The sequence below is a fragment of the Enterobacter sp. BNK-18 genome, from assembly GCF_047456135.1.
Lineage (GTDB): Bacteria > Pseudomonadota > Gammaproteobacteria > Enterobacterales > Enterobacteriaceae > Enterobacter > Enterobacter ludwigii.
In genome coordinates this window covers 3,843,601-3,869,871 of record NZ_CP179899.1, presented here as the reverse complement: position 1 = coordinate 3,869,871, position 26,271 = coordinate 3,843,601, and the positions used below count along the sequence as shown (strand labels likewise).

The window sequence follows — 26,271 nt, the reverse complement described above, 5'->3', positions numbered from 1 at the left end:
CCCGCATTTAGCGTGTAATATCGAAATGGAAAAAAGACGAAATACCTTTTCGCATTCAGGACCCACGTATGGCCACAGCAGAACATTTAATCAGCAATAACCTGCCCAGTATCAAACAATTACAATGCTTTCTCGCTGTCGCACATGAACTGAACTTCCGTAAGGCTGCCGAACGCCTACGCATGACTCAACCGCCATTGACGCGTCAGATAAAATGCCTTGAAGCGGTTCTGAAACGTCAGTTGTTCAGCCGCAACACACATGACGTTAGCCTCACAGAAGCAGGCCGTGCGCTGGTTGTTCAGGCTGAAAAAATACTCAAAGACATCAGTAACCTAAAAGAAGATCCTCTCTCTTCTGAAACGAGCCTGCGTATTGGACTCACGCGGACCCTTAATTTTGAATATATTGAACCCGTGAATACCCAGCTTCAAAAAATGAACGCGGGAGATGATGTCGAAACGCCGGACCTGACGTCAGCCCAACTGCTGCAAAGCTTGTCTAAAAACATGCTGGATCTGGTGCTGACCGGTGAAAAAGGAACGGGTCATGAAGACATTGTTCAATACCGCTGGGTCTGCCAGGAACCGTTGCTCATCGCAATGCCCTCTTTACATCCTGCCAGCCTGAAAGAGAAAGTCGCGCTGGAGGATATTAGCGATCTTCCCATTTTCTGGTTTTCCAGAAGTGCCAACCCGTCATTTTACGACAAATGCGAAAGCTACTTTGATACGCTGAAAACGCCTCTGAAGCGGATAAAAGAGCCGGATGATACCCTTGTGATGCTAAGCCGTATCGCAAGAGGGAAAGGATTTGCGCTGCTGCCTCAGTCGAAATGCACCTTTAATCAGGAAGGACTTTGCTACCGTGAACTCACGGACGCCGAGGCAAAAAGGTTAAACATAGATATCTATGCCGCCACTCGCCTCAATGAAAATAGAGAGGAGATTCTTAACGCACAGAATGTGTTATGCGGGAAAACGGCTTAATGCAGGTAAAACACGCCCTCTTCCGGCAGGAAAAGCTGGTTATAGCGCAGCTGGAAGGCGTTTAGCTCCTGCGGATCGGGCTCCATTTCACGCATAAAACCCAGCGTCAGACGGACCTGCGCGTCCGTGATCGGCGCGGCCAGACGGGCTTTACGCAGCATACGGTGCCAGGCAAGCAAATTCTCTTCACTGCCGTCGACAATGCAGACCTGCCAGATCAGCAGCACCTGCGCCGCGTTTTGCAGATGCGCTTCGTCCGGGCGTTCAAGGTAGCGGATAAACTCATTGCCGGGCGTTTTACCGAACTGATCGATCATCGATTCTACAGGAACCGGGGTGATCCCCAGCCGCTCGCTCAGGCGTTTAATTGCGCGACGTGAATCTGAGGTCAGGACCCGAAATCCCACCACAAACACCACGGCAAGCGTTGCCAGCATTATCCAGACCATGCGTTCTCCTCTACGTCAGCCACTCATCATAGCGGGAAACGCGCGGCGTCGACAGCGGTCAAGGCCATAATAGTACAGTGAAAAAAGGTGGAAAATCGTTATGAGGGCAGCGCCAGGCATGCTGGCGTGTAGTGCGCCGAAGACAGCCCGCGCAGAACGGGCTGCGGGGCTGTTGCTTTAGACCGGTCAGCGTGCCTGCAGCCCTTTCAGCAGCGCGTCATGGAAGCGCTGAGGGTCCTGCATCTGCGGCGCATGGCCCATGTCGTTAAACTCAACCAGCGTCGCATGCGGAATGCGTTTTTCCGTCTCCTTACCCAGTACTGCATAGTTGCCCAGCGTCTTGCGGATCGCCGGCGGGGCGAGGTCTTTCCCGATGGCGGTGTTGTCTTTGGTGCCGATCATCAATAATACCGGCATCTTCAGTTCACCAAATTCGTAGATCACCGGCTGGGTATAAATCATGTCGTAGAGCAGGGCTGAGTTCCAGGCGACACGCGTTTTGCCCGGCCCATTGTTCAGCCCGGCCAGCATCGTCACCCAACGCTCATACTCCGGCTTCCACTCCCCGGCATAGTAAGTATTTTTCTCGTACTGACGAATACCATCGGCGCTGGTTTTAAGTTCACGCTGATACCACTGATCGACCGTAATATGCGGTACGCCGCGGGCTTTCCAGTCTTCTAAACCAATCGGGTTAACCATCACCAGCTGTTCCACTTCCTGTGGCCACATGAGCGCGTAGCGGGTCGCCAGCATGCCGCCGGTCGAGTGCCCAATAACCGTCACGCGATCGACGCCGAGCTGCTTAAGCAACGCGTGGATGTTATCCGCCAGCTGCTGGAAGGTGTACTGGTAATGCTCGGGTTTGGTGGATTTACAAAAACCAATCTGGTCTGGTGCCACCACGCGGTATCCGCTGGCGGAAAGCGCGCGGATAGTCCCCTCCCACGTTCCGGCGCAGAAGTTTTTACCGTGCATCAGCACCACGGTGCGGCCGTTGGGTTTTTCTGGCTTAACGTCCAGATAGGCCATATCAAGCGGCTGATGTTGCGAGGTAAAGGTGAAATGCTTAACCGGCCAGGCGTAATCAAACCCCTCCAGCTTCTCGCCGTACGTCGGCGCATCCGCCGCCAGGGCGGGGGAGGCAAGCGCCACCAATAGCGCAAGACAGGATAGTCGTCGGTTTACCATGCAAGCTCTCCATAACAAAACGGACAAAAGCCGCGGGGTGCGGCAGCAAAATTAAAATGTAGAGCATTGCAGGGAGCGGGTCTGTAAAGGGGGGTAAAGGTGGGATGTAAAAAAAAGCCCGGCGGTCAACCGGGCAAAGAAGTTACCTGCACACTCAGGCTACTTTTAATTTCTGCATCCGATTTTCACGGCGGATCTTACGTTCTTCCAGCACCGCGACCATCGCCATCAGGACGATACAGCCGATGGCGGCGGCATCCAGCGCGGCAAAGGTGCCCGCCCAGCCGGTGAGGCCGAAAATCGGCGTGCCGTCGGCGATCATACCCAGACCCAGCTTGGCGAAGCTGTCACCGATCAGGTAGGCGAAGGTGCCTTTAATTCCATCGGCAGCGCCGATCGCTTTTTTCGGTACGAAGCCGACTGCTGCCACGCCGATCAGCAGCTGTGGACCAAACACCAGGAAGCCGAGCGCGAACAGGGACGCCAGGTAAACGTACTGGTTGCTGGCGTGCTGGTAGACGCCGAGCGTGGCGATAATCAGCGCCAGCGCGACGCAGGCCACCAGCGCGCGGCGACCATTGGCGAGGTCCGAGAGCCAGCCCCACAGCAGCGTGCCGACCAGCGCGCCCACTTCGAACAGGGTAAAGCCCTGAATCGCAACTTCTTTGGAGAGCTTCAGCTCCTGGAAGGCATACACGGTCGACCACTGGTCGATGCCGATGCGCACCACGTACAGGAAGATGTTGGAGAAGCACAGCAGCCAGATCACTTTGTTTTTCAGCACGTACTCAACAAAGATCTGCCATTTGGACATCTCGTTTTCTTCGGTCTCTTTGTCCTCTTCGCTGATCTCCTCGCCGAACAGCTCTTCGGCTTTGCCGAGGCCGTACGATTCCGGGGAGTCGCTGCCGTAGCGCAGGCCAATAAAGCCGACGATCAGGGCGATAATCGACGGGAAGATAAACATGCCGATCACGTGGCCGTCGAACAGGTAGTTTGCGCCGAACAGCGCCACGCCTGCCGCACCTGCCCCACCGAGGTTGTGGGAGATGTTCCACATGCCGAGGTACGAACCACGCTTACGACGCGGGGTCCATTTGGTGATGGTGGAGTAACTGCACGACCCGCCGGTACTCTGGAAGAAACCGCTCAGGGCGTAGAAGGCGATCATCATGAACAGGCTGACGGAGCCCGCGCCCATGCTGGCGCTGAAGCCGAGCATACAGATGGCGGAGAGGATCAGCATAAACGGCAGGAACTGTTTGGTGTTTTTGCCGTCCGCGTAGTAGGAGACGACGGTTTTACCCACGCCGTAAGTGATGGAGAAGCCCAGGCCAATCATCCCCAGCTGCGTCATGCTCAGCCCGTAGGTTGAGATCATGTCGTTCTGCGCGATGTTAAAGTTTTTGCGGATCAGGTACATGGTCAGGTAGCCGATAAAGACCACCAGGTAAGACTGCATGAACGGTTTGAACCACATTTTACGCCGCACATCGAGCGGCAGATCCAGGGTCGGTTTGCGCACCTGATTTAAGAAGGCCAGCATGATTGGTTTACTCCTGAGCTGATTTTTGCAGCATTGTAAAAACCAGCCGGGAGCGACGCCTGAGACAGCGTCCAGGTGAAACCAGGAAAATTTCTTAGTTTTGCGCTATTCGGGATGAAAAGGTGAAGCACATCACGCTTCGTGTGCCTCGCGCGGCGCCTGCGCATGCAGGAACGGCAGCAGCAGCAGGGCCGAAATTCCTGCCGCGATGGCGATCACGGCGAAGAAACCGCTCCAGTGCCAGACGTCGATCACCCGCGCCAGCGGCCAGCCGGAGAGCGATGCGCCAAGGTAAGCAAACAGCCCGACAAAGCCCGTCGCTGCTCCCGCGGCGTCTTTGTGTGAACACTCCGCCGCGGCCATGCCGATCAGCATCTGCGGGCCAAAGACGAAAAAACCGGTGGTGAAGAAACACGCCGCCTGCATCACGTAGCTGGCAAACGGCATCAGCCATAGCGAACCAACGGAAAGCAAAATCCCGGCGGCGAAGATCAGATTCATCGGCCCGCGGTTACCGTTGAAGAGCTTATCCGAGCCCCATCCCGCCACCAGCGCGCCGATAAAGCCGCCCAGCTCGAACATCGTCACCGCCGAGTTGGCGGTCACCAGATCGACGCCCAGGGTTTCGGACATATACAGATTGCCCCAGTCGTTGATCGCCGCACGCACCACGTAGACCAGCACGTAGCAGAGGGAGAGTAACCAGATATAGGGATTTAACAGCACATATTTGGTGAGGATCTCTTTACGCGTCAGCCCTGCACCTTCCTGCTGTTGAGCGACTTCCATCTCGTCGTGCCGCCAGTCGCCTACCGCGGGCAGCCCCACGGTTTGTGGCCTGTCACGCAGTCGCCAGCAGAGAAACAGCCCGGCAACGATCGCCAGCCCGCCGGCAATCATCATTCCCGTGCGCCAGCCGTAGTGCAGCGCCGCCGCCCCGACCACCATCGGAATAAGCGCCCCCCCGACGTTATGCGCCGTGTTCCAGATCGCCCACCAGCCGCCACGCTCGTTGCGCGAGTACCAGGCGGTGAGCAGACGGGCACACACCGGCGCGCCCCATCCCTGGAAAAAGGCGTTCAACGCCCACAGCAGCGCAAAGGCCCAGAGCGAGGTGGAGAAGCCAAACAGAATGTTCACCACCCCGGTGGCAATGAGTCCAGAGCCCATAAAATAACGGGCATTCGAGCGGTCGCTGACGATACCGGAGAAGAACTTCGACAGGCCGTAGGTGATGTAAAACAGCGTCGCCAGCAGGCCAATATCGGTGCGTGTCATCACCCCGCTGGCGAGGATTTCCGGCGCGGCGGCATTGAAACTTTTGCGGGTAAAGTAAAAAAGCGCATACCCCAGCCAGATGGTGATCAGGATATGGCGACGCCAGTAACGATAGCGGGCGTCAATTTCACGTTTATCGTTTAGCGGGGCGGCATTCGCCGGGGTTTTAAACATGCTGACTCCTCAGCGGTAAACTGACGCTGACACGCGTGCCGTGGGTGCAGGAGATGGTCAGGGTACCACCCAACGCCTTGACGCGCTCACGCATGCCCGCCAGGCCAAAACCCAGCTGGCCGGAGCCCGGCGGCAGACCGCAGCCATCATCTTCAATCACCAGCATCAGGCGTTCATCCTGTTGCCATCCCTGCAGCGTTACCGCGCTGGCGCTGGCGTGCTTAACAATATTATTCAGCCCTTCCTGACAGACGCGGAACAGCGTGACGCGCTGACCCTCGCTCAGCAAAGATTCATTGATGCGCCAGTCAAGATGGCTGACGATCCCGCGGCTTTCCAGCTCCATCTCGCGCATCAGAGACCGTACCGCCTGCTCAAGCGTAAGATCGTCCAGCTGGCGCGGTCGCAGCCTGCCAAGCAGTCGCCGCACCGAGTCATACACACCAAGAGAGAGCTGTTCGATATGTGCCCCGCCCTGCTTTACGCCAGCGTTTTCGGCCGCCAGACGCTGAACGATGCCTGCCTGAGTACGAATGGCGGTAATGGTCTGGCCGATGTCATCGTGCAACTCGCGGGCCACCTCCTGCCGGACGCTCTCTTCCGTTTCCAGCAGGCGTTCTGCCAGACGGCGATTACGCGCCAGCTCGGTTTGTAATGAGTGGTTAAGTTCACGCAGGCGCTGAATCCCGGCCCCCAGCAGCAGCCCGGTCAGGCTCTGGGCCAGCAGGGAGAGCAGTAAATCGACGGGGTGATCGTGCCAGGTCTGGCTGGCAATCAGCGCGATAGCGTTCATCAGGGTGGCAATCAGCGCGCCCTGCCAGCCGTAGTGCCACGCGAGGGCAATAATCGGCAACGCCAGGCAAAACGGGGTAAAGCGCGACAGCTCATCGGGCAGGCCAAGCTGCAGCCACAGGCTGATCGCAAACAGCAGCAGATACCAGATAAGATGCCGGGCGCGCCAGTTTACCGGCTGAGAGACCAGCGCCGGTCCGAGCGGCTGCCAGACGGTACTGGTGAGGTAGTGCCAGATAACCAGGCAGGTGGGAGCCAGCGTCAGACCGCCGGTCAGCGTCAGCAGAAGGGCGTTAAGCATCTCCTCCTCGCCGGTCCACGGCAGGGACTGCAACAGCGCGGCGGCAATCAGCGCAGCCCCCTGACGCAGCAGCGTGCGCCAGTCGCGCTGGTGACGATAACGGGAGATCAGCGCCACCGGGATCAGCGTGAGTACGCTGCCCGTCACCAGTAAAGGCAAGTGCGCCAGCGCCACCTCCTGCGCCAGCCAGACCAGCATCAGCCATTCGGCGCCCAGCAGTACCGGCCAGAAACCGCGCGGGCATTGCAGCATCAGCCCCAGACGCAGGCCAAACGGGAAAAGCAGCACCGCCAGCTCCGGGCGTTCAACCAGATGCAGGCTGATGCTCCACAGGCAGAACCAGGCGGCGGAGAAAATGGAAAAACTGGCAGCAACGGCGATCAGCCGTGAAAACAGCGGGTTCATTGCCAGCTGTCGAACATGCGGCGCGCCAGTTCAACGTCATTACTGACGCCGAGTTTTTCCATCAGATTAGCGCGGTGAACGTGAACGGTTTTTGGCGACAGCCCCAGGTCCACGGCAATCTCTTTCACCGACATCCCCTGTGCCAGTTTTTCTGCCACCTGACGTTCGCGTCGGGTGAGTGGGTCCTGTCGCCCTGCCGCCAGCTTGATGGCGATATCCGGCGTCAGGTAGCACCCGCCGGTGGAGACCGTGCGCACGGCAGCGATCAGTTCGTCCGGGCTGCAGCGCTTGGAAAGAAATCCGCGTGCGCCTGCGTTCAGTGCCTGCTCCACCAGCGCCGGGCTGTCATGGACCGAGAGCATCACGATCGCCATCCCTTTCGGCAACTGGCTCAGCAGCTCGAGTCCTGAGAGATCCGGCATCGAGATATCGCAGATACAGACCTGGACACCGCGCCCGGGCAAACCTGCCAGCGCCTCGCGACCGGAGCCGAACTCCGCCACCACCTGAAAATCAGGCTCAAGGTTCAGCAGCTGGGCAAATCCGGAGCGGACGATGAGGTGGTCGTCAATAAGGGCGATGGTGGTCATGGCGAGTTCCTGGCGGGTTAAAAAACGCGCTTACCTTAACGATAAGCGCGTGGGGGTTCAAGCTTTGCGCTATTTACTCGAAGAACACCGCAATTTTGTTAAACATGGTGGGATCGGACTGGTTGCGCACCACTTTCTCGACATCTTCCAGCTTGTCGATCTGCGCAATCATCTGCTCCAGACGCTGATCGTCATTCACCAGTAGCCAGATGCGGCTGTGCTCGCTGCCCTGAATGGGCAGACAGAGGATACCTTCCACGTTAAACGCGCGGCGGGCAAAAAGCCCACAGACGTGCGTCATCACGCCAGGGTGGTTGCGGACGGTGAGTTCCAGAATGACGTTATCATGTTGTTTCTGCATGGCTTATTCCCCCACCATCTCAGTATTTGCCGCACCTGGCGGCACCATCGGGTACACTTTTTGTTCAGGATCGATACGCACGTGGATCAGCGCCGGGCCAGGACGAGAAATCGCCGCCTGCAGCGCCGCATGAGGGTCCGCTTCGGCGTTCAAATCGCAGGTATGCAGGCCAAAACCGGCGGCAATCTGCATAAAGTTAATCGTTCCTGGGTAGGTCGCGGCAAACACGCCCTGCGTATAGAACAGACTCTGCTGCTGGTGCACCAGCCCCAGCGCCTGGTTGTTCATCAGGATGATTTTCACGTCTAACTGGTTTTCGGCTGCCGTCGCCATTTCCTGAATGTTCATCATCAGGCTACCGTCACCGGAGAAGCAGATCACCTTGCGATCGGGATTGGCCAGCGCCGCGCCCACTGCCGCCGGGAGGCCAAAGCCCATGGTCCCCAGTCCACCCGAGGTCAGCCACTGACGCGGACGGTTCAACGGGTAGGCCTGGGCGGTCCACATCTGGTGCTGGCCTACGTCGGTGGTGATAATTGCGCTGTCATCAACGCAGGCGGCCACGGCGTTAATCAGCCCGTAATGGCTCAGCGGGTCCCCCTCGGTTGGGATAGCGCCCGGGAACTCTTTTTGCAGATCGGCAACCAGCTGACGCCAGTCGGCGCGATCGGAAGCGTTCGTTTGCGGAATCAACTGCGCCAGCACCTCGGCAACATCACCCTGAATCGCCACGTGCGGCTGCTTGATTTTACCCAGCTCGGCACGGTCGATATCCACATGAATGATTTTGGCGTTCGGGCAGAACTGCTCGGTCTTGCCAATCGCCCGGTCATCAAAACGTGCACCCAGAACAATCAGCAAATCCGCTTCTTGCAGAATGTAGTTCGTGCTGCGCGCGCCGTGCATCCCCAGCATACCCAGCGACAGCGGGTATGCTTTTGGCAACATACCCAGCGCCATCAGGGTCATGGTGGTGGGCAGGCTGGCTTTCTCTGCGAGCTGGCGTACCGCGTCGGAGGCATTAATCGCCCCGCCACCCAGATAAAGCACCGGGCGTCTGGCGGCGTTAATCATCGCCGCTGCAGCCTGCACGCTCTCTGCGCTGAACTGCGGCGCTGGCGCACGTTCACCCGGCTCCGGCAGCACGTCAATCTCGATCTCTGCGGTCTGAACATCCTTAGGAATGTCTATCCACACCGGGCCGGGACGGCCGGATTGCGCAATACGAAACGCATCGCTGATAACCTGAGGAAGCTCGGTGATATCGCGAACTAAATAGTTATGTTTAGTGATGGGGATAGAGATGCCGTAGGTATCCACTTCCTGAAACGCATCGGTACCGATCATGGAGGACGGCACCTGGCCGGTGATGCAGATCAGTGGAATTGAGTCCAGGCGCGCGTCGGCGATAGCGGTGACCAGGTTAGTCGCACCCGGGCCACTGCAGGCCATACAGACCGCGGGTTTGCCCTGCGTACGCGCCATGCCCTGAGCGATGAAACCCGCGCCCTGCTCGTGACGCGCCAGAACGTGACGAATCTGCGTGCTTTGGCTTAACGCATCATACAGCGGCAGCACCGTGCCGCCCGGGATCCCCGCAACCGTGGTGATGCCCTGTCGTTCCAGCAAATGAACGATTAACTGCGCGCCCGTGAAACGCGTTTTGGTGGATGTTGTGCCCGAACTTGCCATGCTCCAGTCCTTTTCTTCTGAGCCGACTTTCCGGGGAGGGTCCTTAAACGAAAAACCCCGCCCGGTTTGCGCCGGCGGGGTTTTGGATTTGTGTGTTGATCCAGTCCCTACGGCGCATTGCCGACGACCACCACCACACGCACGACGACCACTGCGGCTGGTTGCGCAGTTGCTAGTAGGGTCGAGGTGAACATGGATGCTGTCATTGGGGACCTGTGTTTGGAATCTATTGATAGAATTTATACAAACACAGCTTTTCGGGCATGACAATGGAAATATTTTCATCTGCGCAAAAATGCGTCGAAGATCACGTTTCGTTTGTTGCGTGCAGAAAACAAAAAACCTCGCCTGAGCGAGGTTTTTTTTCAGAGGTTTTGCGGTTGGTCGCCGCAGAACACACTGTGTTACGTCAACGCAAAAAGTATACGCGATCGAAGACGAACGCGCAATTCAGGCACGGATTTTGACGTTTTTGAGTATGGACCGCCTTCTGAATTTTGTCCAAAAAATACTGTTCATGCATACAGTATTTATCTATACTGAGGGTGTTCGCAGTGAGCGAGGGGGCCGCAGTTCTACCGGCGCAACGAAGTCCTGGCTGAAACGGGTGGTGCCGTCAGTGCCTTAACCCCCTGAAGTGAGCACACTGTGTTACGTCAATCCAGGTGCTGGTCACAGGCGGCGGAAAGGTACGCCAGCATCGTGCTCCTTTTAACCAAAAGGAGACGCGTATGAGCGTAGTGGATATGGTGATACTTATCCTCAAACTCATTGTTGCTGTACTGCAACTACTTGATGCTGTCCTGAAATACCTTCGGTGATTCAGGTTCAAGTCGCACCTGAGAGGGGCGGGCAACCGCCCCTCTTTAATAACGAGGGAATGCTATGTCGCGTCTGTTAATTGAGCCTGTCACGCCAGAAGAACCAGGCTATATCGCCTTAAAGGCCGAAAGTATCGCATCGAATTTCAACATGCTGCGCCGGCTGGAAGAGAACTGGCAGCGCGGTGAAAACCGTTTTAACGCACCGGGCGAAAAGCTGCTGGGCGCCTTTTTGAACGGCAAGCTGGTGGGCGTATGCGGTCTTAACCGCGATCCCTTCAGCCAGCAGCCGCGCGCCGGCCGCATTCGTCATCTCTACGTCAGCGAGAAGTGCCGCGGGCTGGGCATTGGTAAGCAGCTTCTGACCGTGGTAATGGCCGATGCCAGCATCTGGTTTGATTTTCTCAACACCCACGCGCCGGACGCTGCATACGGGTTTTATCATCAGGCGGGCTTTACGCTGGTCTCGGATGAACCACGGGTCACACACCGTCTGTTTTGCGCGGTGTGACCGGCTGGCAGCATCAGGTTGTGAATGTTACAGTTGAGTGACAATTCACCGCCAGATACGCCATGACCATTACCGTCTTCTGCATTTTACTGTTCGCCGCACTGCTGCATGCCAGCTGGAACGCCATTGTTAAAGCCGGTACAGACAAGCTCTATTCAGCAATCAGCGTTAGCGGTTCCGCCGCGTTTATCGCCCTGGTATTACTGCCCTTCTCCCCACAGCCGTCTGCTGCCAGCTGGCCGTTTTTAGGGGTCTCCTGCGCGCTGCAGGTGGTGTACACGGTGCTGGTTGCAAAGACCTACCAGGTCTCCGATATGAGCCAGACCTATCCGCTGATGCGCGGTACGGCACCGCTGCTGGTGGCATTGATAAGCGTGCTGGTGCTGGGAGATAGCCTGTCATGGCTCGCGTGGTCCGGCATCGCCGTGATCTGCCTGTCGATTCTGGCTATGGCCATGAACGGCCGCATGACGTCGCGTAAGGGGGTCTGGCTTGCACTGCTCAATGCCTGCTTTATCGCCGGGTATACGCTGGTCGATGGCACCGGCGTGCGGTTATCAGACACCGCGCTGGGCTATACGCTGTGGACCTTCTTTATGAATGGCTTCTGCCTGCTCTTCTGGGCGATGATGGCACGCCGACGCGAAGCTTCCAGATACCTGCGTACGCACTGGAAAAAAGGGCTGCTCGGGGGTATCGGCACCATGGGCTCTTACGGCCTGGCGCTCTGGGCGATGACCCAGGCTCCGCTGGCCGTGGTCGCCGCCCTGCGTGAAACATCCATTCTCTTCGGGGCGCTGATCGCATTTGTGCTGTTAAAAGAGAAGGTTGCGGGCCTGCGTATCGCGGCCGCAGTGGGAATTGCGGGCGGGGCGATCCTGCTGCGCCTGGCATAAATCACTGGCAACATTAGTTGCCGATCTTGTTTACAAATCCTGCCTTTACCCCTTCTGACATTCATCACAGGAATGCTTAATTTGTCCTCTCTCTGTGGTAGATTCCTCGCGCATTTATGGGAATGCGTAGTCACTTATTCTTTATTTCTCTCTTTTGGCAAAAGTATTCAGCGACATGAAAAAACACAGGAATGTTAACTTATTGTTGATGCTGGTGTTACTGGTGGCCGTCGGTCAGATGGCGCAAACCATCTACATTCCGGCGATCGCCGATATGGCAAAGGAACTTAACGTCCGCGAGGGCGCAGTACAGAGCGTAATGGCAGCTTATCTGCTGACCTATGGCGTTTCGCAGCTGTTCTATGGACCGCTGTCTGACCGCGTCGGGCGTCGCCCGGTGATTCTGGTGGGTATGTCCATTTTCATGGTGGCGACGGTGATTGCCATTACCACCCATAACCTGACCATATTGATTGCCGCCAGCGCCCTGCAGGGTGTCGGCACCGGCGTCGGAGGGGTGATGGCGCGAACCCTGCCACGCGATCTCTATCAGGGCACCCAGCTCCGCCATGCCAACAGTTTGTTAAATATGGGGATTCTGGTGAGCCCGCTGCTGGCACCGCTAATTGGCGGCTTGCTCGATACGATGTGGTCCTGGCGTGCCTGCTACGCTTTCCTGCTGGTGCTGTGCGTGATTGTGACCTTCAGCATGGCGCGGTGGATGCCGGAAACCCGGCCAACGGACGCGCCGCGCACCCGCCTTATCACCAGCTATAAAACGCTGTTCGGCAACGGCGCGTTCACCTGTTATCTGCTGATGCTGGTTGGTGGCCTGGCGGGTATTGCCGTGTTTGAAGCCTGCTCCGGCGTGCTGCTGGGTGCCGGGCTTGGCCTGAGCAGCATGGTCGTCAGTATCCTGTTTATTCTGCCCATCCCGGCCGCGTTCTTTGGTGCCTGGTTTGCCGGCCGTCAGAACAAGCGTTTCTCAACGCTGATGTGGCAGTCGGTGATCAGCTGCCTGCTGGCAGGTCTGATGATGTGGATCCCGGGGCTGTTTGGCGTGATGACCGTCTGGACGCTGCTGATCCCGGCGGCGCTGTTCTTCTTCGGCGCGGGGATGCTGTTCCCGCTCGCCACCAGCGGCGCAATGGAGCCGTTCCCGTTCCTCGCAGGCACGGCGGGCGCACTGGTGGGGGGACTGCAGAACATCGGTTCCGGCGCGCTGGCCTGGCTCTCGGCGATGATGCCGCAAACTGGCCAGGCTAGTCTGGGTTTGCTGATGACGCTGATGGGGCTGCTGATTTTACTGTGCTGGCTGCCGCTGGCGTCGCGTGTTCCCCATCACGAGCAGCCGGTTTAACCGCATGATGGCCCGGCTTCTCGCCGGGCTTTTCACAAACAGGCGCGATCATGGCCTGCAGCAGCGGCTCTGGCGCAGGACGCCAGGCGCCCTCTTCCCCGTCGTAAAACTGAATATCCGCGTTGATAGCGTAGGGAACTTTGGCCTTTTGCAGTTCGCAGGCCATAAACGAGGCAAACGCCATTTGCGATGCGGTTGGGGTGAAGTGATTTGATTCACCCACGCCCCAGCCGCCCACCCAGCTGACGTGACCGGTTTTTTGCTGCCAGTGCAGCGCGGTCGCAATACGATTATGGATAGCCGCTTTCTCCGCCACCGTCCCGGACGTCCACGGATATTTACCGTTACTCTTTAGCGGACCCCACGGGAAAATGTGCCACTCCGCCAGCAGATAATTTTGGCTGTGCGCCGGGAGTTTCAGGCTGGAGAGGTCCTCTGGCGCAGCCCGCAGACGTGGCGCGATGAAGATCATGCGATTAGCATCAATTGCATGAATGTCTTTGACGGTTTTCTCGTAAACCCGGTTAAGCGACGCGGCGTTATGGTTGAGCTTGTCCGCCGGTTCATAAATCAGGTCAAAACCCAGCAGGGGATAGCTTTGGCCGAAGTAGTGCGCCACGGCAATCCACCAGTTAATCACCTCTTTTTCCGTCTCGGCTTTCGGGTCGTTTTTATATTCATCGGCCTGATAAGCGATAATCGGGATCACCCCGTATTGCTCGCAGGCTTCCACCAGCTTACGCAGATGAATCAGCCGCGCTTCCGTCGGTTCATCGGCCACGCGGATACGCACATGGCTGATACCCTTCGCACGAAAATCGCGAACCACCAGCGGATCGAACTCCCGAATGCCGCGCTCGGTGCGCGCCCAGTCTACGTCCATCCCCACGCCCAGCTTTTGCGCATAAAGCACAGCCGTCAGCGGTGGCTCAGCGGCAATCACCCAGCCGGAAGAGAACAGTAACGCAGTGGCAATCAAAGGCTTTAACACGGTGTACCTTGCGAGAAATCAAAAGCATTACCTGTATTTAGCACGCTTTTTCACATTTGGTGTAGCGCCAAAGCGTAATAATTCTTCAGCCAGCCAGTTCTCTCAGCCAGCTAATAAAGGCATCTATTTTCGGCCACTGTCGTCCTGGCAGGGTCGACATGTAGTAATGCTGATGGCATTTAAGCGTTTTCTCCCCAAACGGTGCAATCAACTCACCGCGTTCGAGCCGCTTTTGTACCAGCCGTTTTCGCCCCATCGCGACCCCGACATGGTTCATTGCCGCGACAATCGCTAAATCAGAACGATCGAAGCCAATGCCCGATGATGATGGCATGTTCACTGCAAAATGTGCCGCCCAGCTGAGCCATTCGTCGGTACCGGAATCGTTGCTCCAGGCCTGGCGATCGTGCAGGAGCGTACAGTGGCTGAGGTGGGCGGGGTTTTTCAGCAGGTCATGTTCCCGGGCATACGCCGGCGAGCAGACGGGTAAAATCGCCTCGTCCATCAGGAAGTGATGCGTCAAATTGGCTGGCGGCGTATCGTCGAAATAGAGCGCCAGATCGATACCGGTTCGCTGCATATTGACGTTTTCATTGCCGGTCAGGATGGTCAGCGAGATCGCGGGATAACGCCGGGTGAAATCTCCGAGCATAGGCACCAGCCAGCACTGGGCAATCGACGGGCGAGAGTAAACCGTCAACGTACCGGACAGCGCCTGGTTCTTGATATCCAGGATCTCCTGGTTCAACGTATCCAGCGACGATTTCAGCGTCCAGTAGACGCGTTTACCCTCCTGCGTCAGCTCCACTTTACGGTGGGAGCGGACAAACAGCGCTATCCCTAACTCCTCTTCCAGCAGGTTGATACGGTGGCTCACCGCACTGGGGCTGAGCGACAGCTCCTCCGCCGCCAGCGCGAAGGACTCGTGGCGGGCGGCCACTTCAAACGTATACATTTTTGACAGTTGCCAGCCGTTTAACAGCCGGTTTCGACCTTCATTTGCGTCATTCATCGCACTTCTCACACAGACTTTTGCTGCTCAGGATACCGCTCAAAGTTGAATTTATGTGAACCAAACACGCATTAAGTGCGCTTTTTTGAGTCCAGTCACGCGTTTGATCCAATCTGGCTCACCTGAAAGGCAATTTATATCGTTTGTCATCACCCGCTGATTTTTCGTCCAATACCCGTAAATAACATAAGGGTGAGGTGAGATATGGGTGCTCAGGTCTGGGTTGTGGCGACGCTGCTCATCAGCATCGCGTTAATCGTATTAACTATCGTAAAACTGAAGTTTCACCCGTTCCTGGCGCTGCTGCTGGCGAGCTTTTTTGTCGGTGCCATGATGGGAATGCGCCCGCTGGACATGGTGAATGCCATTGAAAGCGGTATTGGCGGCACGCTCGGCTTCCTGGCGGCGGTGATCGGGCTTGGCACCATCCTCGGCAAAATGATGGAGGTGTCCGGTGCGGCAGAACGCATTGGGATAGCGCTTCAGCGTTGCCGCTGGCTGTCAGCTGATGTCATCATGGTACTGGTGGGGCTTATCTGCGGCATTACGCTGTTTGTTGAAGTCGGCGTCGTCCTGCTGATCCCGCTGGCCTTCTCCATCGCCAAAAAGACCCATACCTCGCTGCTGAAGCTGGCCATTCCCCTCTGTACCGCGCTGATGGCGGTGCACTGCGTGGTTCCGCCGCACCCGGCGGCCCTGTTTGTCACGAATAAGCTGGGGGCGGACGTGGGGACGGTTATCGTCTACGGTCTGATGGTTGGCCTGCTGGCCTCGCTGGTTGGCGGCCCGCTGTTCCTGAAATTGCTGGGCGATCGCCTGCCCTTCAAAGCCGTCCCGGCTGAATTTTCTGACCTCAATGTTCGTGAAGAACATACGCTGCCCTCGCTGGGAGCCACGCTGTTTACCGTGCTGCTGCCCATTGGCCTGATGCTGGTGAAGACCCTCGCCGAGCTGAATATGGCAAGAGAAGGCACGCTGTATACGCTGCTGGAATTTATCGGTAACCCGATCACCGCCATGTTCATCGCCGTGTTCGTCGCCTATTACCTGCTGGGGCTGCGCCAGCATATGGGGATGGGTACGATGCTGACCCATACCGAGCATGGCTTTGGCGCCATCGCCAACATTCTGTTGATTATCGGCGCGGGCGGCGCGTTTAACGCCATCCTCAAAACCAGCGGCCTGGCCGATACCCTGGCGCACATTCTGTCGAACCTGAATATGCACCCGATCCTGCTCGCGTGGCTGGTGGCGCTGGTTCTGCACGCGGCGGTGGGGTCGGCCACGGTGGCGATGATGGGCGCAACCGCCATCGTCGCACCCATGCTGCCGCTCTATCCTAACGTCAGTCCGGAGATCATCACCATTGCCATCGGTTCCGGTGCCATTGGCTGCACGATCGTGACCGATTCCCTCTTCTGGCTGGTGAAGCAGTACTGCGGTGCCAGCCTGAACGAGACCCTGAAGTACTATACGACGGCGACGTTTATCGCCTCGGTACTTGCACTTGGCAGCACATTCCTGCTTTCTTTCATTATCTGAGCGCGAAGAGACGTACTATGGAAAACGCAACTATCAGCACCTTAACCGCACAGTTCCCTCTGATTGAGGATCTGATTGCCCTGAAAGAGACCACCTGGCTAAACCCGCGCACCACCTCGCTTGCTGAAGGGTTGCCGTATGTCGGGCTGAGCAAAGCCGATGTGGACGATGCGCATGCACACCTTAACCGCTTTGCGCCGTATCTGGCAAAAGCGTTCCCCGAAACGGCGGCCACGCAGGGGATTATCGAGTCCGAACTGGTGGCTATTCCGGCGATGCAGAAAAGGCTGGAGAACGAATCGGGGATAGCCATTCCCGGCACGCTGCTGCTGAAAAAAGACAGTCATCTGCCTATCTCTGGCTCCATCAAAGCGCGCGGGGGCATCTATGAAGTGCTGACTCACGCCGAAAAACTGGCGCTGGAAGCAGGGTTGCTGAGCGTCGAAGACGATTACAGCATCCTGCTGGAACCGCGTTTTAAAGCGTTCTTCAGCCAGTACAGTATCGCGGTGGGATCCACCGGCAACCTCGGGATGTCCATTGGCATCATGAGCGCGCGCATCGGCTTTCAGGTTACGGTGCACATGTCTGCCGATGCCCGTGAGTGGAAAAAAGCCAAACTGCGCAGCCACGGTGTGATCGTTGTGGAATATGAGCAGGATTACGGCGTGGCGGTGGAGCAAGGACGTAAGGCCGCGGAGAGCGATCCGAACTGTTTCTTTATCGACGATGAGAACTCCCGCACGCTGTTCCTCGGCTATGCGGTGGCAGGCGAGCGGCTAAAAGCGCAGTTTGCCGCGCAGGGCCGCGTGGTGGATGCGGAACATCCGCTGTACGTCTATTTGCCTTGTGGCGTCGGTGGCGGTCCTGGCGGCGTGGCGTTTGGCCTGAAGCTGGCCTTTGGCGACAACGTACACTGTTTCTTCGCCGAGCCGACGCACTCCCCGTGCATGCTGCTGGGCGTCTACACCGGGCTGCATGATGCCATCGCCGTGCAGGATCTGGGTATCGACAACGTGACGGCCGCCGACGGGCTGGCGGTTGGACGCGCGTCTGGCTTTGTGGGCCGGGCGATGGAGCGGCTGCTTGACGGGTTCTATACCCTTTCCGATCAAAGCATGTACGACATGCTCGGCTGGCTGGCGCAGGAAGAAGGCATTCGCCTTGAGCCGTCGGCGCTGGCGGGCATGGCCGGGCCGCTGCGTGTTCCTGTCGCATCCGCGAACGCGACCCATCTGGTCTGGGCAACCGGCGGCGGAATGGTGCCGGAAGACGAGATGGCGAAGTACCTGGCTAAAGGGAAAAAATAAACTGCAGATGGGTGACCGCAAACAGCAGTGACAACGACAGCACCGCGAGGGCGATCAGGAACTTATCGCGCACCGCCTTCGGCTGTACAAAATCGTCCTGCGTCACATCCATTACGTTGCGACTGCGGGTATAGCGCCACAAAACGATCGCCACAAGCGCCAGCACGACCAGTGAGATCCAGAATGGCACGCCTGTGCGATGCCAGTTGTGCTTGATGGCGAGGGCAATCAGCGCGCCATACCCCAGTAACGTACGCAGCCAGGCCAGCGACGTCCGCTCCGGCTGCAGGCCGGGGTCGGCTTCGCGTCGCGCTTTGCGGTTATCCACCATACAACACCAGCACCATCACCACGCCCGCTACCGCCAGCAAAATCATGCTGATGATGAGTAACCCACGCGTATAGGGAAGATCCTGCTTAAGCCGCATCGCCTTTTCGTTACGCAGCCAGCGCAGGTAGCCGTATATGGCCAGCACGCCGGCAAACAGGCACAGCAGCAACGCCAGCACTTCGCGGATCAGCGGCGTGGCAAAATCAGGCGCGAGCTGGTCAAGCCCCACACCCGCGGCGAGAAAGCCCAACGCGGTGCGGATCCATGCGAGGAACGTACGCTCATTAGCCAGCGAGAAGCGGTAGTCAGGGGCTTCACCGAGGCGGGAAATTTTCATGAAGATTCCTTGTCTGCTACAGGCAGGTTCCAGCATAGCGTAAATCGACAAGGACAAGGAGACCGGCATCGGGCGATGCCGGTCAGGACGATTAATGCAGCGCTGGCCAGTACGCTTTGTTGGCCTCGATCAGGTCATCCAGAATCGCTTTCGCAACGGAGGCGCTCGGCACCGTTTTCGACAGCGTAATCGCCTGCCACAATTTCTGGTACGAGCGCTGCTCCCAGGCATCCACTACCAGTTTTTCCACCGCTACCTGTTGGCTCATCAACCCTTTCTGGAAGTGTGGAATATCGCCCACCGTTAACGGCTCCGGCCCGTTATGACCGACCAGGCACGGAATTTCTACCATCGCGTCGGCATCAAAGTTATGAATGGCACCGTTGTTGGGCACAATCAGCAGCATGCGCTCCTGAGTGTTGAAGGCAATCGCAGTCGCCAGATCGACGATGTACGACGCATGTTCGTCGATTTCCAGCTCCCCGGCGGATGATACACCGGCTTCGATAATCGCCCGGCAGGCGCTGAACACATGCTTCTCACGGTGATCCATCACCTCGTTAGCGCGCGTGCGTTCCGGATTGGAGTGCGCGACCACGTAGTCCGGGAACAAGTAATATTTCAGATAAGTGTTTGGCATGGTGTCCGGATCCAGCGACTGCACATCTTTTGCCTTCGCGAACGTGTCGTTCCAGCTGGCTTCGGTATGAGCATTGTCAGAGGGCGGCACATAGCCATTTTTCGCGACATATTCGCGCAGTTTCGGCATTAAATCATTGCCGTTTGCATCTTCAATGGATGTCCACCATCCGAAGTGGTTCAGCCCGTAGTAACGCACGCGCATCTCTTTACGGTCTTTAAGGCCGACTATCTGCGCCATACGCCCTTCAATGCCGATGGGCATATCGCAGATGTTGAGGATTTTGGCGTTGGGTCGCAGGCGACGGGTCGCTTCAGCCACGATGGCCGCCGGGTTCGAGTAGTTCAGCATCCACGCATTCGGGGAGTATTGCTCCATATAATCGACCAGCTCCAGCACGCCGCCAATAGAGCGCATGCCGTAGGCGATCCCGCCGGGTCCGCAGGTCTCCTGACCCAGCACACCGTGACGCAGGGGGATTTTCTCGTCTTTTTCACGCATCGGGTATTTACCCACGCGGATATGTGCCATCACAAAATCGACGTCGGTAAAGGCCGCTTCAGGATCGGTGGTGTAGCTAAACTCAATCTCCGGAGCCTGCTCTTTAAGGATGATCTTGCACGCCTCGGCGATGGTCTCCTGACGTGCGCCGTCGTTGTCATAGAATTTCAGCGCGCGCAGCGGAAAACGGTCGCGGTTGGCTAACAGCATCAGGACGATACCCGGCGTGAAGGTACTGCCGCCGCCTGCAATGACAACTGAGAATTTTTTCATGATATAGCCTCTGTCAGGGTAGTTTGTTCGTTTGTTGAAGGGGTTTTCATCAGCGATTCAAGCTGGTCTCGCACCTGAGGAACGTGCAGTCCAACAATCACCTGAATGCCGTTGCCGCGTCGCACCACACCGTGTGCGCCCAGGGCCTTAAAGACGTCGTCGCTTTGGGTTTGCGCCATGTCGACCAGCGCGATACGTAAGCGGGTGGCGCAGTTATTAATGCTTTCGATATTGGCCGCGCCGCCCAGCGCCTGCAGGAATCCGGCGGCTTGCCCAACCTGCTGGCTGGCGGCAGCCGGTGCGGTGGTTTGCCCGCGTGCCGCTTTATAATCCGCCTTGCTGTAAAGTTTGACTTCGCTCTCTTCACGGCCCGGGGTTTTAAGGTTCAGCCGTTCAATCAGCGTTTTGAAGACCACGAAATAGAGGCCGGTGAAGCAAAGACCGATACCCATCTGGGTGAATACCGTCGAGGCGTGGTTGTGGAACATGGGGATCCAGTTTTGCGGCAGAAACTGGTCCAGCAGTCCGCCGCCCATGTTGCCCACGACGCCGAAGATGTACATCACCGTCGCCATCGTGGCGGCCAGAACGGCGTGGACGGCAAACAGCAGCGGCGAAATGAACAGGAAGGTGAATTCCAGCGGCTCGGTAATGCCCACCAGCACGGCGGTCAGCGTGGCCGGGATCAGCAGGCCTGCCACTTTGACGCGGTTTTCCGGTGACGTGGTGTACCAGAGCGCCAGCGCAATCCCGACAGAGCCAAACACTTTGGCGTTGCCGTGAAGCGCAAAACCGCCTTCCGGGAACAGGGTTTTCAGCGGCAGCGTGCTTTGGCTAAATTCCTGAAGATGCTGCGCCCAATAAACCTGGATGCCGCCCTCGACCGCTGCCGGGCCAAAGATAAACGGACCGTAGACAAAGTGGTGTAATCCGGTAGGGATCAGAATGCGTTCCAGGAAGGTATAAACCCACACCCCCAGCGCACCGGCAGAGCGTAAAAAGGCCTGCAGGGACTCAATGCCCAGCTGCACTTTCGGCCAGCCCATCAGCGTCAGCCAGGCGCAGGGGATCATCACAAAGAACGCGAGGATAACGACAAACGAGGTGCCCTGAAAAATCCCCAGGAAAACAGGCAGCTGCTTGTCGAAATAGCGGTTGTGGATAGCGGTGACAATCCCCGAAATCACAATCGCCCCAATGATGCTGGTATCGAGCGTTTTGATACCGGCAATCATGGCCAGTCCGCTGCCAGCAGTGGGCTCAGCGGCGAAGTTGACGCCAAAGAAATGACCCCATGTCATCCCCATCGCATTGATAAAGTAGTTCCAGGTCAGAAAACTGATCAGCACCGCCAGGCAGGCGCGGCCCTGCGCCTGCTTCGCCAGACCAATCGGTAAACCCACGGCAAAAATCAGCGGCATATTGCGAAACACCGCCCAGCCGCCCTCTTCAATGATGTGAACAATTTGCGCGAACAGATTATCGGGGGCGGTTAAGGCCTCGCCCACAAACAGCGGGTTGCGAAGCATGATGGCGATCCCGACCACGATCCCGGCAAAGGGAAATAACAACACCGGGGTAAACATGGCGCCGCCAAAACGTTGTATTTGACTGAGCATTTTTAAATCCTCACGTAACAACCTGTAGGGGGTAGAGGCCTTTATGATTTTTTGCTGGGCCTGAAGTGAGCATAAGAATTTACCCATGGGCGAACATGACGTGCCGCTGCGATTCGTGATCGCATTCATGGTTTTATTTTGACCAGTCAGGTCTACTTTTCGTTGTTAATATGGACATGTCAGGACGCAATCCACACGTTAATACGGGCAGAGAGGTCTACTGGTGATCTACAAATCTATCGCGGACAGGTTGCGGCTGCGGCTGAATTCGTCGGACTACAATATCGGGAGTCCGCTGCCGGGTGAGAAAGCGCTGGCGCAGGAGTTTGGCGTGGCGCGGATGACCATTCGAAAGGCGCTGGATCTGCTGGTGAACTGGGGGCTGGTTGAACGCCGACACGGTAGCGGGACATTCGTGGCGCGTAAAGATGTCCACCACGAAACCACCAATCTGACCGGGCTGGTGGAGGTGCTGCGCCAGCAGGGAAAAGAGGTACAGAGCAAGGTGCTACAGTTCGAAGTGATGCCCGCCCCGCCCGCTATCGCCAGCCAGCTCCGCATTCAGGTGGATGAGCGTATCTACTTCTCGCGCCGGGTGCGTTATGTCGACGGAAAGCCCCTGATGCTGGAGGACAGCTTTATGCCCGTGAAGCTGTTCCGCACGCTTTCACTGGCACATCTGGAGGGGTCGAAGTTTGATTACATCGAGAAGGAGTGCGGAATAACCATCAGCGGCAACTACGAGAGCCTGACGCCGGTGCTGGCAGATAAACAGCTCGCCGGTTACCTGAACCTGCCGGAACAGACGCCGCTGCTGCGGATAACGTCTCTCTCCTACAGCGACAGCGGTGAATTTCTCAATTATTCCGTGATGTTCCGTAATACCCGTGATTACCAGGTGGACTACCATCTGCGGCGCATCCACCCGGAAGACCTGCTAACTCATCCCCCAGAACAGCACCGCCAGTAGCTGCGGGGTAATAATGCGCAGGAACATCACCAGCGGGTAGACCGTGGCGTATGACAGCGCCGCCGCGCCGCTGGTGGCGTGCAGGTTGTTGGCAAAGGCCAGTGCGGGTGGGTCAGTCATTGATCCGGCGAGCATGCCGCAGAGCGTCAGATAGTTCATTTTGGCGAACATCCGCGCCAGAATCCCCATCGTCAGGAGCGGAATCGCCGTGATAAATATCCCGTAGCCGACCCAACTCATCCCCTCACCCTTCACCAGGGTATCGATAAAATCGCCCCCGGATTTCAGGCCGACCACCGCCAGAAACAGCACAATCCCCAGCTCGCGCAGCGCCAGGTTGGCGCTCGGCGGCATAAACCAGTAGAGCTTACCGATACAGCCGATACGCCCGAGGATCAGCGCCATAATCAGCGGTCCGCCCGCCAGGCCCAGCTTGAGCGCAACCGGAAAACCCGGGACATACAGCGGAATGGAGCCAAGCAGCACCCCCAGCCCGATACCGATAAAGACCGGCAACATTTGCACCTGCTGCAGTTTTTGCTGGGCGTTACCCACCATGTCCGCTACCGCATCAATGGATGACGGGCGCCCAACCAGGTTCAGGATATCCCCGAACTGCAGGCTGGCTTCCGGGCTGGCGACCAGTTCCACCCCAGCACGGTTAAGACGGGAGATCACGACGTCATAGCGCTCTTTAACCTGCAAATCGCGTATTTTCTTGCCAAGCACGTGCTCGTTGGTCACCACGACGCGCTCTACGCGCATATCGGTGCCGCGTGTGGAAAGTGAGGTCTCCACCTCCTGACCAATCACCAGCCGCGCGTTGTTTAAATCCCCGGGCTGTCCAACCAGGTGCAGCAGGTCACCCTGCTGAATAATGGTCCCGGGCGCGGGTACCATCAGCATATCGTCACGTTTAAGGCGTGAGCAGATAATATTGGCGCTGTTCAGGATCGGCACATCCTGAATCGCCATATTGTTGAGGTTGGGGTTATCGACGCGAATGTTGATGGTTTTAATCGGCATATGGCCGTTGGTGAGCGTGGTTTCGTGGTCTTTTGCCTCGTTTTCGACGTTAATGCGAAAGAGTACCCGCACCAGCCACATGGAGAGCAGAATGCCACAAATCCCAAACGGATAGGCCATGGCGTAGCTCATCCCCATCTGGTCGACAATACCGGGGGAGATGCCAAGGTCGCGCAAAATTTGCTGCCCTGCACCCAGTGCAGGCGTATTGGTGACCGCCCCGGAGAAAATACCCAGCACCACCGGCAGCGGGATATCGAAGAGCTTATGCAGAATGGCGGTGACCAGCCCTCCCATCACCACAATGCCGAAGGCAAACAGGTTCAGCCGTAATCCGGAGACCCGAAGGGAAGCGAAAAAGCCAGGCCCCACCTGAATACCGATGGTGTAGACGAAGAGGATCAGACCGAATTCCTGGATGAAATGGAGCATTTCGGCGCTGAGCACCAGCCCAAGCTGGTCGGCAAAATGGCCGACAAAAATCCCGCCGAACAGCACCCCGCCTATCCCAAATCCGACGCCGCGGATTTTAATATTGCCAATCCACAGACCCACCACTGCGACCAGGGCCAACACGCTAACGGTTAACGCGATATCACTCATGATCCACTTCCTGTGCATAACCTTAGTTATGCTACGGATTCTCTCAGAGCCGCACGCGGTTGTATGGGCGATGGCGCACAAAAAAGCCCTGCCGGGGCAGGGCGTTATCTTTTCATCCTCTCCCTGTGGGAGAGGCAACAACCCGCAGAGGGTTAACTGTTCAGCGCAGGACGCTCGCTAATGGCGATACGCTGCGGTGCAATAGCTTCCGGCACGTTGCGGGTCAGGTCGATATGCAGCAGCCCGTTGGTAAATGTCGCGCCGGACACTTCCATATGGTCAGCCAGAGTAAAGCTCAGGCTAAACGGCTGATTAACCAGGCCCTGGTGCAGCCATTTGGTCTCGGTTTCTTGTTTTTCCGGCGTACCTTTCACGGTCAGGCGCGTGCCTTCGAGCTGAATATCCAGATCGTCCTGGCGGAACCCGGCCAGCGCAAGGGTGATGCGATAGTGGTTGTCATCGCTTTTTTCGATGTTGTACGGCGGAAACGTCTGTTGCTCGGTGGTGCTTTGCAGGGCATTAGCCAGTTTGTCAAAACCAATCCACTGACGCAGCAGGGGGGATAAATCGTAGTTACGCATACTAAATCTCCTTCTGAGAAGCGAGTTCGGCACAGTTTATTTTTGTGCGCAGTTGTTCCTGCAAATCCTCATGGATTCACATATGCTCCCATTACGGCAAGCAATTCTGGGTGGGCCGCTCGCGCGACCCGCATAATCAGTTGATCTCGATACGGCGCGGTTTTTTCTCTTCCGGAATCACACGTTCCAGTTCGATAAACAGCAGGCCGTTGACCAGGTTCGCGCCTTTCACGTGAATGTTCTCGGCTAACTGGAACTTGCGTTCAAAGTTGCGCTCGGCGATACCCTGATAAAGGTAGGTACGTTCTTTCTGCTCGGCCGTATGTGAACCTTTCACCACCAGCAGGTTGTCCTGCGCGGTGATCTCCAGTTCGTTCTCTGCAAAACCGGCGACGGCAATGGCGATGCGGTAGTGGTTTTCATCAACCAGTTCAACATTGTATGGAGGGTAGCCGTTGCTCTGGCTTTGGTTATTTTCTAAATGGTTAAACAGGCGGTCAAAACCAATTGCAGAACGGTATAGCGGGGAAAGATCGAAGTTACGCATAAATAAAAGCTCCTGAAATCAGCGAGAAATTGTAGCCTTCCACCATGGACAGGCCAGTGTGCCCCTGAACACCCCGCAGGCGTGTTCGTTATCGGGTTACATTCTTAAAATGGGTCTGGAACCGGTCTTTTCAAGCGCAGCGGACGCACTTTTTTTTGCACTTTCGTGCATCTCGCTTAGACTGGGACAACAGCACAAAGGGTTAAATTGCGATGGCTGCCACAGTGCGGGGTTATCGGGCTATCCATTTTGAACGAGGCTCGCTATAACCCTGAGTTGCAGGTTTATGCAGTGCCATTAACGATGACTGAGTGATGATGAAAAATGTTCTGATAAAGCTGACGACGTTCAGCGGGGTTGTTTTACTTTGCGGGTGTTCGAGCGTGATGTCTCACACCGGCGGTAAAGAAGGAACATATCCGGGGACGCGTGCCAGCGCTGAGATGATCTCCGATGACGATACCAACTGGGGCACAAAATCCCTGGTCATCCTGGATATGCCGTTTACGGCTGTGGCCGATACGCTTTTGTTGCCGTGGGATATGTTCCGTAAGGACAGCTCCGTGCGCTCGCGGGTAGAGAAAAGCGAGCAGCAAAATCTGGCCACCAATTCCGTCATTCCGCCCGCTTAA

At 57.1% G+C, this 26,271-nt stretch carries 27 protein-coding genes and 1 other annotated feature; of the genes, 9 read left to right on the top strand and 18 right to left on the bottom strand.

The features are described from left to right. The first annotated feature begins 68 nt into the window (after positions 1 to 68). On the top strand, positions 69 to 989 hold the full coding sequence (locus ACMGG3_RS18630) for a LysR family transcriptional regulator (RefSeq protein WP_014167993.1): 921 nt from the start codon (positions 69 to 71) through the stop codon (positions 987 to 989). On the opposite strand, the gene ACMGG3_RS18625 is transcribed toward ACMGG3_RS18630, so the two are convergent. From ACMGG3_RS18625 to ivbL, 9 genes are all read right to left on the bottom strand, one after another. Further along, on the bottom strand, positions 986 to 1,438 hold the full coding sequence (locus ACMGG3_RS18625) for a DUF1198 domain-containing protein (RefSeq protein ID WP_014167992.1): 453 nt from the start codon (positions 1,436 to 1,438) through the stop codon (positions 986 to 988). The genes ACMGG3_RS18630 and ACMGG3_RS18625 overlap by 4 nt on opposite strands. 186 nt (positions 1,439 to 1,624) lie before the next feature. Beyond that, the gene (locus ACMGG3_RS18620; protein ID WP_414149367.1) at positions 1,625 to 2,629 is read right to left on the bottom strand and encodes an alpha/beta fold hydrolase; all 1,005 of its coding nucleotides are present in this window, start codon (positions 2,627 to 2,629) and stop codon (positions 1,625 to 1,627) included. Between the two features lie 154 nt (positions 2,630 to 2,783). Further along, positions 2,784 to 4,175 carry a hexose-6-phosphate:phosphate antiporter gene (gene uhpT, locus ACMGG3_RS18615; RefSeq protein WP_020882733.1) on the bottom strand — a complete coding sequence of 464 codons (1,392 nt, stop codon included), beginning with the start codon at positions 4,173 to 4,175 and terminating at the stop codon, positions 2,784 to 2,786. A gap of 132 nt (positions 4,176 to 4,307) precedes the next feature. Further along, positions 4,308 to 5,627 (bottom strand): MFS transporter, encoded by a 1,320-nt coding sequence (locus tag ACMGG3_RS18610; RefSeq protein WP_014167989.1) that lies wholly within the window; start codon positions 5,625 to 5,627, stop codon positions 4,308 to 4,310. Further along, a complete protein-coding gene (uhpB, locus tag ACMGG3_RS18605; protein ID WP_025206526.1) occupies positions 5,620 to 7,125 on the bottom strand; it encodes a signal transduction histidine-protein kinase/phosphatase UhpB in 1,506 nt (501 codons plus the stop codon). The genes ACMGG3_RS18610 and uhpB overlap by 8 nt, the downstream gene beginning before the upstream one ends. Continuing rightward, positions 7,122 to 7,715, bottom strand: a complete 594-nt coding sequence (gene uhpA, locus ACMGG3_RS18600) for a transcriptional regulator UhpA (protein WP_014167987.1) — start codon at positions 7,713 to 7,715, stop codon at positions 7,122 to 7,124. Before uhpA ends, uhpB begins: the two co-directional genes overlap by 4 nt. 73 nt (positions 7,716 to 7,788) lie before the next feature. Continuing rightward, the gene (gene ilvN, locus ACMGG3_RS18595) at positions 7,789 to 8,076 is read right to left on the bottom strand and encodes an acetolactate synthase small subunit (protein WP_014167986.1); all 288 of its coding nucleotides are present in this window, start codon (positions 8,074 to 8,076) and stop codon (positions 7,789 to 7,791) included. Between the two features lie 3 nt (positions 8,077 to 8,079). Beyond that, a complete protein-coding gene (gene ilvB, locus ACMGG3_RS18590) occupies positions 8,080 to 9,768 on the bottom strand; it encodes an acetolactate synthase large subunit (RefSeq protein ID WP_414149366.1) in 1,689 nt (562 codons plus the stop codon). A 107-nt stretch (positions 9,769 to 9,875) separates the two neighbouring features. Next, positions 9,876 to 9,974: an ilvB operon leader peptide IvbL gene (ivbL, locus tag ACMGG3_RS18585; protein ID WP_071605430.1), complete on the bottom strand. Its 99-nt coding sequence runs from the start codon at positions 9,972 to 9,974 to the stop codon at positions 9,876 to 9,878. A 525-nt stretch (positions 9,975 to 10,499) separates the two neighbouring features. Between ivbL and tisB the strand changes: the two genes are divergently transcribed. The 4 genes from tisB (at position 10,500) to emrD (ending at position 13,356) form a co-directional block, all read left to right on the top strand. Beyond that, positions 10,500 to 10,589, top strand: coding sequence for a type I toxin-antitoxin system toxin TisB (gene tisB, locus ACMGG3_RS18580; protein WP_020684667.1), 90 nt, complete (start codon positions 10,500 to 10,502; stop codon positions 10,587 to 10,589). Positions 10,590 to 10,653: 64 nt separating this feature from the next. After that, complete coding sequence (locus tag ACMGG3_RS18575; protein ID WP_014167984.1) at positions 10,654 to 11,100, top strand: GNAT family N-acetyltransferase; 447 nt, start codon at positions 10,654 to 10,656, stop codon at positions 11,098 to 11,100. A 62-nt stretch (positions 11,101 to 11,162) separates the two neighbouring features. Beyond that, entirely contained in the window at positions 11,163 to 11,996 is an 834-nt protein-coding gene (locus ACMGG3_RS18570; RefSeq protein ID WP_020882736.1) for an EamA family transporter, read from the top strand. A gap of 175 nt (positions 11,997 to 12,171) precedes the next feature. Then, positions 12,172 to 13,356 carry a multidrug efflux MFS transporter EmrD gene (emrD, locus tag ACMGG3_RS18565; protein WP_020882737.1) on the top strand — a complete coding sequence of 395 codons (1,185 nt, stop codon included), beginning with the start codon at positions 12,172 to 12,174 and terminating at the stop codon, positions 13,354 to 13,356. Here emrD and ACMGG3_RS18560 read toward each other — a convergent pair. Together ACMGG3_RS18560 and dsdC are read right to left on the bottom strand one after the other, a co-directional pair. After that, positions 13,259 to 14,347 (bottom strand): cellulase family glycosylhydrolase, encoded by a 1,089-nt coding sequence (locus tag ACMGG3_RS18560; protein ID WP_414149365.1) that lies wholly within the window; start codon positions 14,345 to 14,347, stop codon positions 13,259 to 13,261. The genes emrD and ACMGG3_RS18560 overlap by 98 nt on opposite strands. An 85-nt stretch (positions 14,348 to 14,432) precedes the next feature. Continuing rightward, a complete protein-coding gene (gene dsdC / locus ACMGG3_RS18555) occupies positions 14,433 to 15,359 on the bottom strand; it encodes a DNA-binding transcriptional regulator DsdC (RefSeq protein WP_025206531.1) in 927 nt (308 codons plus the stop codon). A gap of 204 nt (positions 15,360 to 15,563) precedes the next feature. Between dsdC and dsdX the strand changes: the two genes are divergently transcribed. Continuing rightward, positions 15,564 to 16,901: a D-serine transporter DsdX gene (gene dsdX, locus ACMGG3_RS18550; RefSeq protein ID WP_014167979.1), complete on the top strand. Its 1,338-nt coding sequence runs from the start codon at positions 15,564 to 15,566 to the stop codon at positions 16,899 to 16,901. Between the two features lie 17 nt (positions 16,902 to 16,918). Then, a complete protein-coding gene (gene dsdA / locus ACMGG3_RS18545; protein ID WP_414149364.1) occupies positions 16,919 to 18,211 on the top strand; it encodes a D-serine ammonia-lyase in 1,293 nt (430 codons plus the stop codon). On the opposite strand, the gene ACMGG3_RS18540 is transcribed toward dsdA, so the two are convergent. The 4 genes from ACMGG3_RS18540 to ACMGG3_RS18525 form a co-directional block, all read right to left on the bottom strand. After that, a complete protein-coding gene (locus ACMGG3_RS18540) occupies positions 18,195 to 18,542 on the bottom strand; it encodes a DUF202 domain-containing protein (RefSeq protein ID WP_014167977.1) in 348 nt (115 codons plus the stop codon). The genes dsdA and ACMGG3_RS18540 overlap by 17 nt on opposite strands. Further along, entirely contained in the window at positions 18,532 to 18,879 is a 348-nt protein-coding gene (locus ACMGG3_RS18535) for a YidH family protein (RefSeq protein WP_020882741.1), read from the bottom strand. The genes ACMGG3_RS18540 and ACMGG3_RS18535 overlap by 11 nt, the downstream gene beginning before the upstream one ends. A gap of 91 nt (positions 18,880 to 18,970) precedes the next feature. Continuing rightward, positions 18,971 to 20,293, bottom strand: coding sequence for a 6-phospho-alpha-glucosidase (locus ACMGG3_RS18530; RefSeq protein ID WP_221716973.1), 1,323 nt, complete (start codon positions 20,291 to 20,293; stop codon positions 18,971 to 18,973). Then, positions 20,290 to 21,912, bottom strand: coding sequence for an alpha-glucoside-specific PTS transporter subunit IIBC (locus ACMGG3_RS18525; protein ID WP_414149363.1), 1,623 nt, complete (start codon positions 21,910 to 21,912; stop codon positions 20,290 to 20,292). The genes ACMGG3_RS18530 and ACMGG3_RS18525 overlap by 4 nt, the downstream gene beginning before the upstream one ends. Positions 21,913 to 22,135: 223 nt before the next feature. On the opposite strand from ACMGG3_RS18525, the gene ACMGG3_RS18520 reads away from it, so the two are divergent. After that, positions 22,136 to 22,882: a GntR family transcriptional regulator gene (locus tag ACMGG3_RS18520; protein WP_047742691.1), complete on the top strand. Its 747-nt coding sequence runs from the start codon at positions 22,136 to 22,138 to the stop codon at positions 22,880 to 22,882. On the opposite strand, the gene ACMGG3_RS18515 is transcribed toward ACMGG3_RS18520, so the two are convergent. The 3 genes from ACMGG3_RS18515 to ibpA form a co-directional block, all read right to left on the bottom strand. Then, entirely contained in the window at positions 22,850 to 24,511 is a 1,662-nt protein-coding gene (locus ACMGG3_RS18515) for a putative transporter (protein ID WP_047954846.1), read from the bottom strand. The genes ACMGG3_RS18520 and ACMGG3_RS18515 overlap by 33 nt on opposite strands. A gap of 152 nt (positions 24,512 to 24,663) precedes the next feature. Then, positions 24,664 to 25,092: a small heat shock chaperone IbpB gene (gene ibpB / locus ACMGG3_RS18510; protein WP_025202652.1), complete on the bottom strand. Its 429-nt coding sequence runs from the start codon at positions 25,090 to 25,092 to the stop codon at positions 24,664 to 24,666. Between the two features lie 136 nt (positions 25,093 to 25,228). Then, the gene (ibpA, locus tag ACMGG3_RS18505) at positions 25,229 to 25,639 is read right to left on the bottom strand and encodes a small heat shock chaperone IbpA (RefSeq protein ID WP_008500162.1); all 411 of its coding nucleotides are present in this window, start codon (positions 25,637 to 25,639) and stop codon (positions 25,229 to 25,231) included. After that, positions 25,633 to 25,705 (bottom strand) — a sequence feature (ROSE (Repression Of Heat Shock gene Expression) occurs in the 5'-region of heat shock genes and acts as an RNA thermometer to modulate expression.). (Overlaps the previous gene by 7 nt.) Positions 25,706 to 25,953: 248 nt before the next feature. Here ibpA and ACMGG3_RS18500 point away from each other — a divergent pair. Further along, positions 25,954 to 26,271 (top strand): YceK/YidQ family lipoprotein, encoded by a 318-nt coding sequence (locus ACMGG3_RS18500; RefSeq protein WP_025202651.1) that lies wholly within the window; start codon positions 25,954 to 25,956, stop codon positions 26,269 to 26,271.